General features: G+C 59.6%; 16 protein-coding genes and 4 pseudogenes. 7 read left to right on the top strand and 13 right to left on the bottom strand.

The genetic code is table 11. The features are described from left to right. Positions 1-43 precede the first annotated feature (43 nt). The 6 genes from ACYZT3_RS22595 to ACYZT3_RS22620 all read right to left on the bottom strand — a co-directional run bounded on the left by ACYZT3_RS22595 (position 44) and on the right by ACYZT3_RS22620 (position 3290). Positions 44-202 (bottom strand): stress protein, encoded by a 159-nt coding sequence (locus ACYZT3_RS22595; RefSeq protein ID WP_282382899.1) that lies wholly within the window; start codon positions 200-202, stop codon positions 44-46. Between the two features lie 115 nt (positions 203-317). Then, the gene (locus ACYZT3_RS22600) at positions 318-1667 is read right to left on the bottom strand and encodes a sensor domain-containing protein (protein ID WP_462030809.1); all 1350 of its coding nucleotides are present in this window, start codon (positions 1665-1667) and stop codon (positions 318-320) included. Between the two features lie 103 nt (positions 1668-1770). Next, the gene (locus tag ACYZT3_RS22605; protein WP_462030810.1) at positions 1771-2409 is read right to left on the bottom strand and encodes a LysE family translocator; all 639 of its coding nucleotides are present in this window, start codon (positions 2407-2409) and stop codon (positions 1771-1773) included. Continuing rightward, positions 2406-2888 carry a fosfomycin resistance glutathione transferase gene (fos, locus tag ACYZT3_RS22610; protein ID WP_282382908.1) on the bottom strand — a complete coding sequence of 161 codons (483 nt, stop codon included), beginning with the start codon at positions 2886-2888 and terminating at the stop codon, positions 2406-2408. Before fos ends, ACYZT3_RS22605 begins: the two co-directional genes overlap by 4 nt. A 4-nt stretch (positions 2889-2892) precedes the next feature. Beyond that, the gene (locus tag ACYZT3_RS22615; RefSeq protein ID WP_462030811.1) at positions 2893-3042 is read right to left on the bottom strand and encodes a hypothetical protein; all 150 of its coding nucleotides are present in this window, start codon (positions 3040-3042) and stop codon (positions 2893-2895) included. Then, positions 3039-3290 carry a PA3715 family protein gene (locus ACYZT3_RS22620; protein ID WP_462032412.1) on the bottom strand — a complete coding sequence of 84 codons (252 nt, stop codon included), beginning with the start codon at positions 3288-3290 and terminating at the stop codon, positions 3039-3041. The genes ACYZT3_RS22615 and ACYZT3_RS22620 overlap by 4 nt, the downstream gene beginning before the upstream one ends. A gap of 263 nt (positions 3291-3553) precedes the next feature. On the opposite strand from ACYZT3_RS22620, the gene ACYZT3_RS22625 reads away from it, so the two are divergent. After that, a complete protein-coding gene (locus ACYZT3_RS22625) occupies positions 3554-3793 on the top strand; it encodes a CopG family ribbon-helix-helix protein (protein WP_462032413.1) in 240 nt (79 codons plus the stop codon). Further along, positions 3783-4072 (top strand): annotated as a pseudogene (locus ACYZT3_RS22630) (type II toxin-antitoxin system RelE/ParE family toxin). Before ACYZT3_RS22625 ends, ACYZT3_RS22630 begins: the two are co-directional and overlap by 11 nt. Before the next feature lie 31 nt (positions 4073-4103). Here ACYZT3_RS22630 and ACYZT3_RS22635 read toward each other — a convergent pair. Beyond that, a complete protein-coding gene (locus ACYZT3_RS22635) occupies positions 4104-5015 on the bottom strand; it encodes a LysR family transcriptional regulator (RefSeq protein ID WP_282382914.1) in 912 nt (303 codons plus the stop codon). A gap of 77 nt (positions 5016-5092) precedes the next feature. On the opposite strand from ACYZT3_RS22635, the gene ACYZT3_RS22640 reads away from it, so the two are divergent. Then, positions 5093-5581, top strand: coding sequence for a DMT family transporter (locus ACYZT3_RS22640; protein ID WP_282382918.1), 489 nt, complete (start codon positions 5093-5095; stop codon positions 5579-5581). Positions 5582-5624: 43 nt separating this feature from the next. On the opposite strand, the pseudogene ACYZT3_RS22645 reads toward ACYZT3_RS22640, so the two are convergent. Together ACYZT3_RS22645 and ACYZT3_RS22650 are read right to left on the bottom strand one after the other, a co-directional pair. Continuing rightward, a pseudogene (locus ACYZT3_RS22645) lies at positions 5625-6147 on the bottom strand (MFS transporter); the annotation flags it as partial. After that, positions 6093-6595, bottom strand: a pseudogene (locus tag ACYZT3_RS22650) (LysR substrate-binding domain-containing protein); the annotation flags it as partial. The pseudogenes ACYZT3_RS22650 and ACYZT3_RS22645, both read right to left, overlap by 55 nt. A 230-nt stretch (positions 6596-6825) precedes the next feature. Here ACYZT3_RS22650 and ACYZT3_RS22655 point away from each other — a divergent pair. Next, complete coding sequence (locus ACYZT3_RS22655) at positions 6826-8061, top strand: aminotransferase class I/II-fold pyridoxal phosphate-dependent enzyme (RefSeq protein WP_282382920.1); 1236 nt, start codon at positions 6826-6828, stop codon at positions 8059-8061. Between the two features lie 21 nt (positions 8062-8082). Further along, positions 8083-9249, top strand: a complete 1167-nt coding sequence (locus ACYZT3_RS22660; protein ID WP_282382922.1) for an MFS transporter — start codon at positions 8083-8085, stop codon at positions 9247-9249. Here the strand turns inward: ACYZT3_RS22660 and yiaY are convergent. Continuing rightward, on the bottom strand, positions 9246-10394 hold the full coding sequence (gene yiaY / locus ACYZT3_RS22665) for an L-threonine dehydrogenase (RefSeq protein WP_282382925.1): 1149 nt from the start codon (positions 10392-10394) through the stop codon (positions 9246-9248). The two genes, ACYZT3_RS22660 and yiaY, sit on opposite strands and share 4 nt — an antisense overlap. Positions 10395-10550: 156 nt before the next feature. Between yiaY and ACYZT3_RS22670 the strand changes: the two genes are divergently transcribed. After that, positions 10551-11570: a DUF4917 family protein gene (locus ACYZT3_RS22670; protein WP_462030812.1), complete on the top strand. Its 1020-nt coding sequence runs from the start codon at positions 10551-10553 to the stop codon at positions 11568-11570. A gap of 114 nt (positions 11571-11684) precedes the next feature. Here the strand turns inward: ACYZT3_RS22670 and ACYZT3_RS22675 are convergent, their stop codons facing one another. From ACYZT3_RS22675 to ACYZT3_RS22685, 3 genes and pseudogenes are all read right to left on the bottom strand, one after another. Then, entirely contained in the window at positions 11685-12029 is a 345-nt protein-coding gene (locus tag ACYZT3_RS22675) for a YegP family protein (protein WP_462030813.1), read from the bottom strand. Between the two features lie 57 nt (positions 12030-12086). After that, positions 12087-12392, bottom strand: a pseudogene (locus tag ACYZT3_RS22680) (ribbon-helix-helix domain-containing protein). A gap of 14 nt (positions 12393-12406) precedes the next feature. Beyond that, positions 12407-12988: a DJ-1/PfpI family protein gene (locus ACYZT3_RS22685; RefSeq protein WP_462030814.1), complete on the bottom strand. Its 582-nt coding sequence runs from the start codon at positions 12986-12988 to the stop codon at positions 12407-12409. A gap of 285 nt (positions 12989-13273) precedes the next feature. Here ACYZT3_RS22685 and ACYZT3_RS22690 point away from each other — a divergent pair, with 285 nt between their 5' ends. Beyond that, positions 13274-14164: a DMT family transporter gene (locus tag ACYZT3_RS22690; RefSeq protein ID WP_462030815.1), complete on the top strand. Its 891-nt coding sequence runs from the start codon at positions 13274-13276 to the stop codon at positions 14162-14164. Positions 14165-14181: the final 17 nt, after the last annotated feature.

The following is a 14181-nucleotide window of genomic DNA, read 5'->3' on the forward strand; positions in this document are numbered from 1 at the left end:
GGGAGCTTACGCTCCCGCCTCTCAATCAAAACTACCTCCACCACTACTTCGACTTCTGACCACCTTTGCGGCCCATATCTGGTTTCGCAGGCTCTTTATCGACAGTCGTGGTGGTAGTTTTCCCACCTTTGCGACCGGCTTCAGACGCCTTCGTTCGATCGTTGGTGGTGTTTCCCGAGTTCGAGTTTCTTGAATTAGGCATGATTCTCTACCTCTTGGTAATGATCGCGGCGAGCAGGAGCCCGCATAAGATCAGAATTTCAATGTCCAAAAAGGTTTAGAAAACCTGGCATCGCCGCGACGAACGGTGACGAAACTCAGCCCCCGGTGCGCAGGTGATGCTGGCGTTTGGCGGTGTACATCGCCTCGTCGGCGTGTCGGAACAACTGCTTTTCTTCAGTGCCGTGGTCGGGGTATCGCGCAACGCCGATGCTCGTCTGGATGATGAGGCTGTGGCCATCCAGGCGCAGGGGTTGAGCCAGGACCTGACGGATTTTTCCCGCCACGCGGTCGGCGTCTTCCGAGGCGCGAATGCTGTGTAACAACACCACAAACTCATCACCGCCGATGCGCGCCACCGTGTCGGTTTCGCGCACGCAGCCTTTGAGCCGATTGGCGACCGCTTGCAGCAGCATGTCGCCCACCGCATGGCCGTGGGTGTCGTTAACCTCTTTGAAGCGGTCGAGGTCGACGTACAGTAACGCCATTCGGCCGCTGTCCGCCCGGGCCAGGGTCAGCGAAGCTTTGAGCCGGTCACGGAGCAATTCGCGATTGGGCAGCTGGGTCAGTTGATCGTATTGCGCCATGCGCTGCAGTCGGGCATGCAATTGCTTGCGTTCGATGGCGGTCGCGACTTGGGCGCACACGTATTGCAGCAACTCCTTGTCCTGTTCGGTGTAGCGCTCGCCACCGGGCACGCTTTTAACGATCAGCGCACCGATGGTGCCGTTTTGTGAACTCAACGGCACGCCCAGCCAGCAGGGCGAATGCGGGCTCGCGACCAGTGCCTCAAACCCTTCTGGCAAGTTGTTCTGATCCGGGGTCAGCAGAATCGGCTGGCCGCTGCGAATCACCTCGGCACAGAGACGTCCAGTGATGGTCCCAGGTTGCTCGGGTTGCAGCTCATAGTCGTCGACGTGATAGGGGAAATTCAGCTGCGCGCAGTGTTGGTCATACAGCGCCACGGAGAAATTCAGTGCCGGCAGCCATTCACCGATGATCAAATGGATGCGTTTGAACAGCGCCAGCAAATCTTCCGCCGCGTGGGCGGCTTCAGAGATCGCATACAGCGCCGCTTGCCGGGACTCGGCCTGCTTGCGCTCGGTGATGTCGCGCGCCACGGCGATGCGCAATTGGTCGACCTCCGACCAGCGTGCCGACCAGAGGATGTGCACCACTCGGCCATCCTTGCGCAGGTAGCGGTTTTCGAAATTGAGCTTGGGTTCGCCGCCCATGATCTCCCGCGCGGCGTCGAGGGTGCGCTGACGATCGGCGGGATGCACCAGGTCGATCATCGGCTGGCCGATCAGCTCTTCGGGGGTGTAACCGAAAATACGCTCGCAGGCCGCGCTGACAAATACGAAGCGACCTTGTGTGTCGACCGCACAGACGGCGTCCAGCATGAGATCGATGTAACTCGCCGACGGCGCGGAATTTCTGGTTGCCATGGTGCAGGGCGCATGTCCGAACAATGCAGCAATAAAGAACCATCCCTGACCGGTCATACGCCCGTGCGATGACGTTGCAACTGACGCTTCCCTGCGATCAGTTTCAAGCCTTGTTCGTCACCAGCCCGGGCAATGCATGCGCCAGGGCGTTGATGGCGAAACCGATAAACATCACCCCACACAGCCGGGTGATCAACAGCTCATGGCGCAGGTACACGTTGCGCACCCGTCGCGCACCGACAATGCCAATGAGGATAGCGTAGGCCATGAGGCCACCGACGAAGCTCAGGACAATCAACCACGGCAGCATTGACCAATGCAGCAGTTCGGCACGGCTGGACAGCAGCGCGGTAAACGTCGCCACCGCCACCGGGTAAGCCTTCGGATTGGTCAGGCCAAACAGAATGCCGTGCCAGAACGGCTGCCGAGCCGGCCCCTGTGGCGCTTCGACACTGCTGCGACGAGCGCGAACCGCGCGCAGGCCGAGCCAGAACAGATACAGCCCGCTGAGCACGCCCAGCACATCGAACGCGGCACTGCCGATTTCCCGCGCACCGACAATCGCGATCAGCGCAGTGCTGCACCAGACCACATCCCCCAGCAAATGCCCGCAGAGAAACCCCGCCCCTGCCCTCCGACCACGCGCCGCACCGATGCCGAACACCGCCAGCACACCCGGCCCCGGCGTGATGCCGTAAATAAAGCCCGAGGCGAGAACGGCCATTAGCAGCGATGGGGTCATGGGGAGTCCTGTTGAGCTGGGGTGAATGCACGCAAGTCTATCTCAGGTCTCCGGGGATCGACTGACTGATCGTCGAAGAGCTTCATCCCCGCATACGGACGCTCGCGACAGGCTGCCAGCCGAGACGCCAGGTCACCGACGTGGGCTTCGAGCTTGTGGCCGTCCGGGTCGAGAAAATAGAAGGACGCGCCTTCGCTAAGGTTGTCGCGCCATTCCAGGACGTTGGCGGATTGCAGGCGATCGACGAACAAGGGGAAATCCGCTGCGCTGACGGTGAAGGCGTAATGGGTGTAATCGGCGGCAGGCTTAGAGCTGCGCAGCGGATCAACAGACAGACAAAGCCACAAACCCGGCAGTGAAAGATAGGCGCCGGTGTCCCAAGAGGCTTCGAGGCGCAACTGCAACAAATCTTGATAGAACGCCACGCTGGGGTTCAGGTCGGTGACGGCAAGGGTCAGGTGGTTGAGGCCGGTGAGCATGTTGTCAGTAACCTTTGAGTTCTTCAGGCACGCCGTAATGTTTGCCATCGTAGCTCAGCGTGATCTGTGTTTTTTTCAGATCGCTGGTGTTAGAAAGGCAGTCCTCGCCTGATTTGAAGTTTTTCAGCACGGTGGTGCTTGAAGTGACGATCAAGTCTGCAAATCCGTTGTGAGTTGATTTGCCGATATCGACGGTTCTGCGTATGTCCTGCCCTTGGCAACCACCAGCCCCTCCAGCACTGGACGCAGGGTATTACCATCCCTGAGGTACAACGCAAGATCGGTTTTGGAGTAGGGCATAGCACTTGATCGGTGACCAAAGTCCGACCGCAGGCCAAAGGCTCGGACATCCGACGCCAGCTTGTAACGCGCCGTATCAATGACAAGACCTTCAGAACCGATTGCGTCGGAATCGTAAGCGGCCGAGCAGTCTGGTGTTGGTAGTCATCACCAAACCACACAGCGCCGAACATCCCATCAACCCGGACTTCAATGTCATGTCCCTGTTCCTTGTGTGCTTCAAAACCAAACAATTTCAGCAGCGCACTATCCCCGGCTCGGAGTGTCCGTTCAACCAATTGTTACGACAGACGAATGGAGGTAGCGTCCTCCCCTGCACGACGATGTCGTATCGTTGTATTACAAGCCACTACATCGAGACCGTCATGTCCGTCATGTCTTTACGTCTGCCAGACGAAATCGCCGATACCCTCGCCAATCTTTCCAAGGCCACTGGCCGCAGCAAGTCATTTCTTGCCGTGGATGCGTTACGTGAATACCTGGCACGGGAAGCCTGGCAAATCGAAGAAATTCAAAAAACTCTGAAGGAAGCAGACGCAGGAGACTTCGCGACACCTGAGGAAGTGAAAGCAATCTCCGATAGGTGGACTGCCAATGCGCGTTGAGTGGTTGCGTACCGCATTAAAAAATCTCGATGACGAAGCCGCTTCGCTTGTATAGCAATTGAGAATCCGAAAGCCGCAGCGGACTTCGTCCAAGCCATCCTTGCCAGCGTCGATCACCTTGCACGCTTCCCGGCAACCGGCCGTGAAGGCCGCCTGCCCGGCACTCGAGAATGGGTCTTGCCAGACCGACCTTATCTAATTCCCTATCGAGTTCGCCAAGGACGCCTGCAGGTACTAAGGGACTTCCATACCAGGCGTCTTCCGCCTACCAGTTGGTAAACACTACAAAATCAGGGCACTGGATAGAACGTCATCCGTGCCTAATCCCCTCCCCAATCCGCCCATTCAACCAGTTCAACGCCTGATCCCCGCCCCGTCGCTTATGCCAAACCAACACAAACGTAAACGAGGGAATATGAAACGGCGGCGGAACAACAATCAACGACCGCTCATCAATCTCGCGCAGCCCACGTGAAGCAACGGTAAGGATCAGGTCCGTGCCGCTGATGAATTCCGGGGCAACGCTCCAGTGCGGCAGGCTGATCGCAACTCGGCGGCGTTCACGCAGCGCAGTCAGGGCCCGTTCGATTTCCGGGGTGCCACTGCCGCGCATTTCCAGCAGGACGTGGGGTCGGGCGAGGTAGGTCGGCAGGTCGAGCACGCCATCGGCGGCCAGGCTGTTGCGGTCGACCAGACAGGCGTAGTGCTCTTCGAACAGCGGGGTGCTGCGCAATTCGTTCGGCAGCTCTGGAAAGACGCCTGCCGCCATGTCGATGTCGCCGTTGAGCACAGCATCAAGCATGCCTTCGCGGCTGGCATGGCTGATTTGCAGATCGATGCCCGGTGCTTCCCGGCGCAAGGTCCGTATCAACCTCGGCAGGACGATGGCAGCGCCGTAGTCGGACATCGCCAGGCGAAAGGTGCGCTTGGCGGTGGCCGGATCGAAAGCATTCGGTGCCAGCAGCGATTGCACCTGAGCCAGGGCTTCGGCCAAAGGCGCCATCAACTCCAGGGCTCGCGGTGTTGGCACAAGAGTGGCGCCCGCCCGCACCAGTAAAGGATCGCCGAGCAGATCACGTAGTCGCGCCAAGGCATGACTGACGGCCGGCTGACTCAGGTGCAGGCGCTCGGCGGCACGGGTCACGTGTTGTTCGCTGAGCAAGGCGTCGAGGATCACCAGCAAGTTGAGGTCGATGCGCCGAAGATCATTCATCTGATGCATGTTCTGGATAGCAATTTGGAATTTAAATCTGCGCGACGAATACTCTAGAGTCCAGCAAAACCTGTTGGAGAATTACCATGAGTACGTTGCATTGGGCCGGGCTGTTGCTGCTGGCCGTGATTGCCGGGGCGGTGGTGCCTTTTCAGAGTGCGATCAACGCCAACCTCACGCGTGGGTTGGGTCATCCGTTATGGGCGACGCTCGCGTCGTTATTGGTGAGCATCGTGGTGGTGTTGCCGATTATGTTGGCGATGCGATTGCCGCTGCCATCACTGGCGTTCATCACCAGGGCGCCGCTGTGGATGTGGGCTGGTGGTGCGTTCGGGGTGTGTTTTATCTCGTTGGCGCTGATGCTGCTGCCCAAGCTTGGGGCGTCGGGGTTTATTGCTTTGGCGCTGGCGGGACAGGTGGTGGCTTCGCTGGTGCTGGATCACTTTGGATTGTTTGGCTTGATGGAACGGCAAATGACGTTGCCGCGGGTGTTTGGGGCGGTGTTGTTGATTGCCGGTGTGGTGTTGATTCAGTTCGGTGATATGCCGGCCAAAGCGGTGATCGCGACATCCTGATCGTTCCCATGCTCTACGTGGTCGATCATCAGCCTGCGATCTTTTAAAACTTGTCGAGCGTGCGCAGCTTCTGCGGCAACCCCCACATCAACAGCGCAAACGGCGATCAGCGCAGCGACGCCGATGACATACAGCGCCGGCGTGGTGCTGCCGGTCAGGTCTTTGATCCGCCCTACCATCACCGGGCTGACAATGCCGCCGAACTGGCCGAGGGTGTTGATCACCGCGATCCCGCCAGCAGCCCCTGCCCCGGCACCGGCCAGCAGTTTTTGCGGCAGGGTCCAGAAACTCGGGATGGACGCGATAATCCCGGCACCGAGCAAGCCCAGCGCGACAATCAGGAAGGTCGTGTGGATAGCGAAGATCCCCGCACAGAAGAACCCCACCGCGCCCACCGCGACTAACCCTGCGACAAACTTGCGCCGCTCACCGGTCGAGTCGGACAACCGCCCGATCACCACCATGCTGATGGCGCCGCAGATGTAAGGGATGGTGGTCAGCAAACCAATCATCACCGGGCTCTCGGTGCCAGTGTGCGGTTCATGGTGAGCGATACGGCTGGCCAATCCGCTCCGCGCAACTGTTCGAACAACATTCGGCTCACCGGCGACAGCGCCGCTTCATCGCGCACGACCAGAACCAACGCACGATCCGACCAGTCATCCGTTAACGGCACCGCATGCAAACCCAACGCCCTGCCAAATAATTCATAGGCCTTTTGCGGCAGGATGCCGATGCCGATGTTGGCCTGGACCATCCGGCACATCGCGTCAAAACCCGGTACATGAATCCGTAACCGCAGCACCTTGTCGGCCTGGCGCGCGGCTGCGTGGGTGCGCATGTTGATCGAACTGGCGGAATGCAGACCGACGTAGTCGCTGCCCAGCGTGTCGGCGAACGCCAGGCTGGAACGGCTCGCCAACGGATGATTGGGCAGCATCAACACCACCAAAGCACGCTGTGCAGACCTTTGACGTCGCTGTCACTGGAGCAGATTCCCAGGTCGGCCACGCCAGCAGGGGAGGGCTCGATGCTTGGGTTCGGCTGAGTCGCCAGGATAGCCCTGTTCCCAAGCAATTAGCCCACAACATCACGAGGCATCGCCCTACACATAAATCTCTTGTAACACTCAGCCGTACCGGAAACAGCCGATTCAAAGCCCCCGCCGCGTTCTGTAAAGTCTGGAAACACACACGGACTGCAACACACTCATGGATCGTTTCACTCAAGGAAGTCATCTTCACATGGACCAGACAACACACGCGGCAAACCTCTACACCAACTACCGCAAAGTCATCGCGTTGGCCGATCACGATTGGGAGAGCGCTGAAGCCGGAAAAATTTCGGGGCTTAACGTCGAAATCAAAAGTGCCAACCGGATGCTCGATCAGTACGGGCGCGCTTTTCATCATTTCTGTACGACGTCTTACCTGGGCCTGGATCACCATCCCGATATTCTTGACGGCGCCATGAACACACTGTGGGAAACCGGCACCCTTCGCGTCGCCAATTCAAAGAACCGCTGCAAGCTGGCGATTCTGGAACAGTACGAAACCGAACTTTCCGAGCTGTTCGGCGCCAGTTGCCTGAGCACCCTGTCGTGCAGTGCGGCAAGTGCCGCCATTCTGCCGTTGCTGGCCAGCGGCGTGTTCACGCAAAACCGCCCTCCCGTGATGGTCTTTGACCGGTTGGCGCACTACTCGATGAATCACCTGAAAGCCGCCTGCGCGGATGAAACCACGGTCGTGACCTGTCCTCATAACGACATGGATTTTCTTGAGACGCAGTGTCAGCAACACCGCACCGTTGCGTATGTTGCCGACGGTGCGTACAGCATGGGTGGGGTCGCGGACATGGACAGTCTTTTGTATCTGAAGGACCGCTACGGGTTGTTTCTCTATCTGGACGACTCCCACGCGCTGTCCGCCGTCGGAACCTTTGGCGCAGGCCTCGTGCGCCCCAGGTTGCATGCCCTGGAGGGTGACTGCCTGATCGTCGCCTCGCTGGCCAAGTCGTTTGGCGCCAGCGGCGGTCTGGTGATGCTGGGCAATGAACGGCAGAAGAGGCTCATTGCGCGTTACGGCGGCCCCAGCAATTGGTCGCAAAGTCTGAACAGTGCAGCCATTGGCGCGGGCAGAGCGTCCATCCAGCTTCATCGCACACCGGAATTTGCCGCGTTGCAGGAAAAACTTCAGGCTAATATCCAGCTGTTCGACAGCCTCATACGAACCGATCAACACAACAGCAACATGGCCATTCGACTGGTCAACTGCGGCGAAGCAGCACTGGCGAACAGCATCGCCATGGAGCTGGCCAATCACGGCTTCTTCACCTCGGCAGTCTTTTTCCCAGTGGTCGCACAAGGCAAGGCAGCCATCAGAATTACCCTGCGCGCCGACATGGAGCCGACGCTGATCCGACACTTTTGTGAACTTATTACCGAGCTTTTACGCACTCGAGGCCGGGAAATCGGCTGTTGAACTGAAACCAGGGAAGATTCAATGAAGAGCAGCACCACCCTCCTCGTCACCTGCAGCACGGTTTTTCTCGCTCAATTAGGCATGAGCATTTACCTGCCGGCGCTGCCGGAAATGGCCCGGGATTTGTCTTCCGACGCCTCGCAGGTTTCCTGGGGGCTGGCGGTGTATCTGATCGGCATGGCGCTGCCGATGTTGTTCTGGGGCAGCCTGGGCCAGCGTATCGGCCGCAAACCGGTGCTGCTCGCCGCACTCGGCATCTACGTTTTGGGCAATCTGGCGTTGCCCCTGAGCCAGACGCTTGAATCGTTCCTGGCGTTTCGACTGGTTCAGGGCATTGGCGCCAGCGGCATTTCGGTCATGGCGCGGGTGCTGATCCGCGACAGTTTCCGCGGCGACCTACTGGCCAAGGCGTTGTCCTGGATTTCGATTTCCTTCGTGGTGGCGCTGGGTATCGGCCAATACCTGGGGTCGATCATCCAGGTGGCGCTGGGCTGGCCAGCGATGTTTTACCTGTTGGGTGGTGTGAGTCTGATGATGGCGCTAATCGTGGCCCGGGTTAGGTTCCCGGTGCTGGCCGAGGAGAATGCCCCGTCATCCGCCTGGCCGAGCTACTGGCGCATCTTGCGTCATCGAGCCTTTCTGTTGCCGGCCCTCACCGGCGGCCTCGGGTACGGAGTGATTGTCGCGTTCAACACCGCAGCGCCGCTGATTCTGCAAGGACCGTTCAACTGGTCGGCCGTGGAATACGGGTTGTTAGGCTGGCCGATCAGCGCGGCGTATTTTCTGGGGGCTTTGGGGGTCAATGGCTTTGTACTTCACACCGGTCAACGCGGGTTGATGACGGCGGGGGTGGGGCTGGTGCTGGCCGGCAGCGCGGTGATGTTGCTGGGGAGTGTCGCGGGCACTTCAGTGGCCCTGCTGTTTTGGTTGCCCTATTGCTTTGCGGTGTTCGGCCAGTCGTTGACTTACCCGATCAGCCTGTCCCTGGCCAATGACGGTTCGCCGGTCGGTGGTGCGTATGCGATGGCGTTGAGCGGTTTCATTCATCAATTGATGGCCGCCGTTATCGGCGGGATCGCCAGTTTGATCGCAAGCCCGCAGGCCTGGCCGTTGTCGCTGTTGTGTACCTTGCTGGCGTTGGGCGCGATGCTCTGCGTGATGCTCGCGCCCGGTCACAAAACTTCTTAAAACGCGCTGCGGAAAATCTCCTCAATCTGGCGCTGATCCGCCGCTCGAGGATTGGTCACGCCACACGCATCTTTCAAGGCATTGGTGGCGAGGATCGGGATGTCGTTGAGCTTGGCGCCGAGCTCACGCAAACCAGCGGGTATTTCCACGTCTCCGGACAGGCTGCGGATTGCCGCGATGGCTGCCTGGGCGCCTGCTTCCGGGGTGAAGCCGTGAACATTGGCGCCCATCGCACGGGCGACATCCGTGAGGCGATCGGCGCAAACCAGTGCGTTAAAACTTTGTACGTGGGGCAGCAGTACCGCGTTGCACACACCATGAGGCAAGTCGTAGAACCCGCCCAACTGGTGAGCCATGGCGTGGACATAACCCAGGGATGCGTTATTGAACGCCATGCCGGCGAGGAACTGCGCGTAAGCCATGTTTTCCCGCGCGGCCATGTCACTGCCGTCACGAACGGCCAGGCGCAGGTTGTTGCTGATCAACGTGATCGCCTTCAGTGCGCAGGCATCGGTGATCGGATTGGCCGCCGTGGAAACGTAGGCCTCGATGGCGTGGGTCAATGCGTCCATGCCAGTGGCAGCCGTCAGGCCCTTGGGCATGGCGACCATCAGCGCCGGGTCGTTGACCGACAGCAGTGGCGTGACGTTGCGATCGACGATGGCCATTTTTACGTGACGGGATTCATCGGTGATGATGCAGAAACGGGTCATCTCGCTGGCGGTGCCGGCGGTGGTGTTGATGGCGATCAGCGGCAGTTGTGGCTGGGTGGATTGATCGACGCCTTCGTAATCGCGAATCTGCCCGCCGTTGGTCGCGCATAACGCGATGCCTTTGGCGCAGTCATGGGGCGAACCACCGCCCAGGGACACCACGAAATCACAGCGAGTCTCCTTGAGCAGACCCAGACCGCTTTCGACGTTGGCGATGCTCGGGTTCGGCTTGGCGCCGTCGAAAATCACCGAATCGATGTCCTGTATCGCCAGTTTCTCGGCAATCATCTTCGCTACGCCCGCCTTGGCCAGCCCGGCGTCGGTGACGATCAGCGCCTTGCGAAAACCGTACTTGCGAATGGCGTCCATGGCTTCGTCCAGGCAACCAATGCCCATGATGTTCACGGCGGGGATGAAAAACGTGCTGCTCATGAGCGAGTCTCCTGGCTGAGGCCGAATCGGCAGCGCCGATCCAGCGGGTACCCACAGGATCGACCTATCGGCCGCGCAGTAACTTGATCTGGCTCAAGTCTTGGTCGTGATAAAGTCGCCGCCCATCAGACCCTTTGCTTTGAGACTTTGACCGCAATGACCGATTTCCAGGATGTTGATGCCCAACTTGAAGACTGGAACGCCTTGCGCACCACCGCCTCGTTCGGCGGCCTGCTGGTGGGCAACGGCGCCAGCCGCGCCGTGTGGGACGACTTCGGCTACGACTCGCTGTTCGAAAACGCCCGCACCGTCGAAGAAAAGCCCCTGAGCCAGTCCGAGCTGAGCGTATTCGACGCCCTGCAGACGCGCAGCTTCGAGCAGGTGCTCAGCGCGCTGAAAACCACCAGCCGGGTCAACAAGGCCTTGGCCGTGAGTTCCGCCGCACCGCGCAATCGTTACTACGCGATCAAAGAAGCGCTGATCAACAGCGTGCACGCGGTGCACATCCCGTGGCGGCTGGTGGTGCCCTCGACGCTGGCGGCGATCAATCAGGAGCTGAGCCGCTACCGGACGGTGTTCACCACCAACTACGACCTGCTCAATTACTGGGCAATTCAGCATCAGCCTGACGCGATCACCGACCTGTTCCAGGGGGCGGAGCCGAGCTTCGATCTAAGCGCCACGGCGACCGATAAAACCCGCCTGCTGTACCTGCACGGAGGCCTGCATCTGGTGCGCAATCAGGACGGCACGGCGCGCAAACTGATGTCGACCGAGGGCACGTTGCTCGGCAGCTTCGCGATCAACAACACGATCAAGACCCTCGACGACGTGCCGCTATTCGTCAATGAAGGTCCGGCGCAGGACAAGCTCAAAACCATTCGCAGCTCGGACTATCTGTCGTTCTGCTACGACCAGCTACTCGGTCATGGCGACGGATTGTGCCTCTTCGGTCACGCCCTGGGTGAGCAGGACAGCCACATCATCCACGCCTTGCGCCAGGCGAAACCGCAGGGGGTGGCGATCTCGATTAATCCGCGCAGCAAGGCGTTCATTCAGCACCAGAAGCGGCATTACGCGAAGGTGTTCGAGGGCACTAATGTGGAACTGCGGTTTTTTGATTCAAAGACCCATGCGCTCGGCAGCCCGAAGCTGACGGTGCCGGTCGAAGCCTGAAGATCGTTCCCACGCGCCGCAAAGGAATGCAGCCCGTGACGCTCCGCGTCACTGGACGCGGAGCGTCCCTAGAGGCATTCCCACGCGGGAGCGTGGGAACGATCAGCGGTGGATTCAGAGCACCGGCAAGGTCTTGTCCTTGATCACCGTGGTCGGCCCGTTGGCCTTTACGCTGGCGATGCCTTTATCCATCGCGGCAGCGGAGGCGTAAGCCTCGCTGCTGCCAATGATCTCGTGGTTACCGGCCTTGAGGTTGAAGTAAGGGTGGCCATCCTTGGTGGTTTTCTTCTCGTAGCGTTCATCCAACGGGCTGTTGCTCTGAACCGACGTGATGCCTTTGTCGGCGGCAGCGCGGGTGGTGTACAGCTCGCTGGACAGAATGGTTTCCGCATTGGCGGCCTTCAGTACAAACTTGAATTGACCATTGCTGCTTTTGCTCACTTCATACCATCCAGACATGCTCTTTCTCCTTGGCAATTGAGAGGTTTCGCGCTTCAGAGTAAAGACCACCCTGCCCTACTTCACCACCGCCCGAACCACCGATAATTCCGGCGCCTGCACCCGTCGCTGACTCAGGTACCGCGTACAGCTGACCCGCAAAAACGAGGCGAAATTCACCACCTCGCCGCGGTAGTCCATCACCTATTCATACAGCTTGGCGATCAATTGGTTGGTGGTCATGCCGTCGACCTCGGCGATTTCGCTGAGGATGTCCCAGAACTGATTCTCCAGCCGCAGGGTGGTGACCACCCCGCAGATGCGCAGCGAACGGGAGCGCGATTCGTAGAGGATCGGATCGGCTTTGACGTAAAGCTCGCACATGGACAGGTCCCTCGTTACAGCGTGATTTGGGTGCCCAGCAACCCGAGGAAGCCGGCGAGCCAACTCGGGTGCGCCGGCCAGGCCGGAGCAGTGGCCAGATTGCCTTGAACGTGTCCTTCCGTCACCGGGATATCGATGAACGTACCACCGGCCAGGCGCACTTCCGGCGCACAGGCCGGGTAAGCGCTGCACTCGCGACCTTCAAGAATCCCCGCTGCCGCCAGCAATTGTGCACCGTGACACACGGCGGCAATCGGTTTGCCGGTCTTGTCGAACGCTCGCACCAGTTCCAGGACTTTTTCGTTCAGGCGCAGGTACTCAGGCGCACGACCGCCCGGTACCAGCAGCGCGTCGTAGTCCGCGGCATCGACCTTGGCGAAGTCAAAGTTCAGGGCAAACAGGTGGCCGGGCTTTTCGCTGTAGGTCTGGTCGCCTTCAAAGTCGTGGATTGCCGTGCGTACGGTCTGACCGGCGGTTTTGTCCGGGCAAACGGCATGCACCGTGTGGCCGACCATCAGCAGCGCCTGAAACGGTACCATCACTTCGTAATCTTCGACGTAATCGCCGACCAGCATCAGAATTTTTTTAGCCGCCATGGGGAGGACTCCTCTGGGAAATATGGGGTCATGCAGGAGTATTCAAGGTAGTCCTTATCCGCAGGGTCGGGTAATAACCAGCTACTACCTGACGACCGAGTTATCGTTCTTCGCGAGCAAGCCTCGCTCCTACAAGGGCACCGCAATACCTGTAGGAGCGAGGCTTGCCCGCGAAGGCGTCTTCAAACTGTACGGATAACTCTGCGCCTATCTGTAACAGCAGCAGACGCCGAGTTTATGGCTAGATGAAGACTCTCTCCGTCGCCCTCGATTCTGGTTGCCATCATGTCCTCGCGCGAAAACACCGGCATGGCCCTCGGCCTGCTCGGCGTTGTGATTTTCAGCCTCACCCTGCCCTTCACACGGATCGTCGTGCAGGAACTCCATCCGCTGCTCAACGGCCTGGGCCGTGCGCTGTTCGCGGCGGTTCCGGCAGCGTTGTTGTTGCTGTGGCGCCGGGAAAAATGGCCGACCTGGAAACAAGTCAAAGGCCTGACCCTGGTCATTGCCGGGGTGATCCTCGGCTTTCCGGTACTCTCGGCCTGGGCCATGCAAACCTTGCCGGCGTCTCACGGCGCACTGGTCAACGGCCTGCAACCGCTGTGCGTTGCGCTGTATGCCACGTGGTTGTCCCACGAGCGACCGTCGAAAGCGTTCTGGGCCTGCGCCGCACTGGGCAGTGCGCTGGTGCTCGGTTATGCGCTGATCAGCGGTGCCGGCAGCATTCAGGCCGGTGATTTGCTGATGCTAGGGGCAATTGCAGTGGGTGGCCTGGGTTATGCCGAGGGCGGCCGTTTGGCCAAGGAGATGGGCGGCTGGCAGGTGATCTGCTGGGCGCTGGTGCTGTCGACGCCGTTGCTGATCGGTCCGGTGGTGTACCTGGCGTTGCAACATCAGGGCGAGATTTCGGCCAAGACCTGGTGGGCCTTCGGTTACGTCTCGCTGTTTTCGCAGTTCATCGGCTTCTTTGCCTGGTACGCTGGGTTAGCGATGGGCGGCATTGCCCGGGTCAGTCAGATCCAGCTGTTGCAGATTTTCTTCACCATCGCCTTTTCGGCGCTGTTCTTCGGTGAGCACATCGAGCCGATCACCTGGCTGTTTGCCGCCGGGGTGATCGTGACCGTGATGTTGGGACGCAAGACATCGGTCAAGCCCGCGCGGGTCGCCACGGCGTAATCTTGTAGGAGCCAGGC

The organism is Pseudomonas sp. MDT1-16 (genome assembly GCF_054898115.1).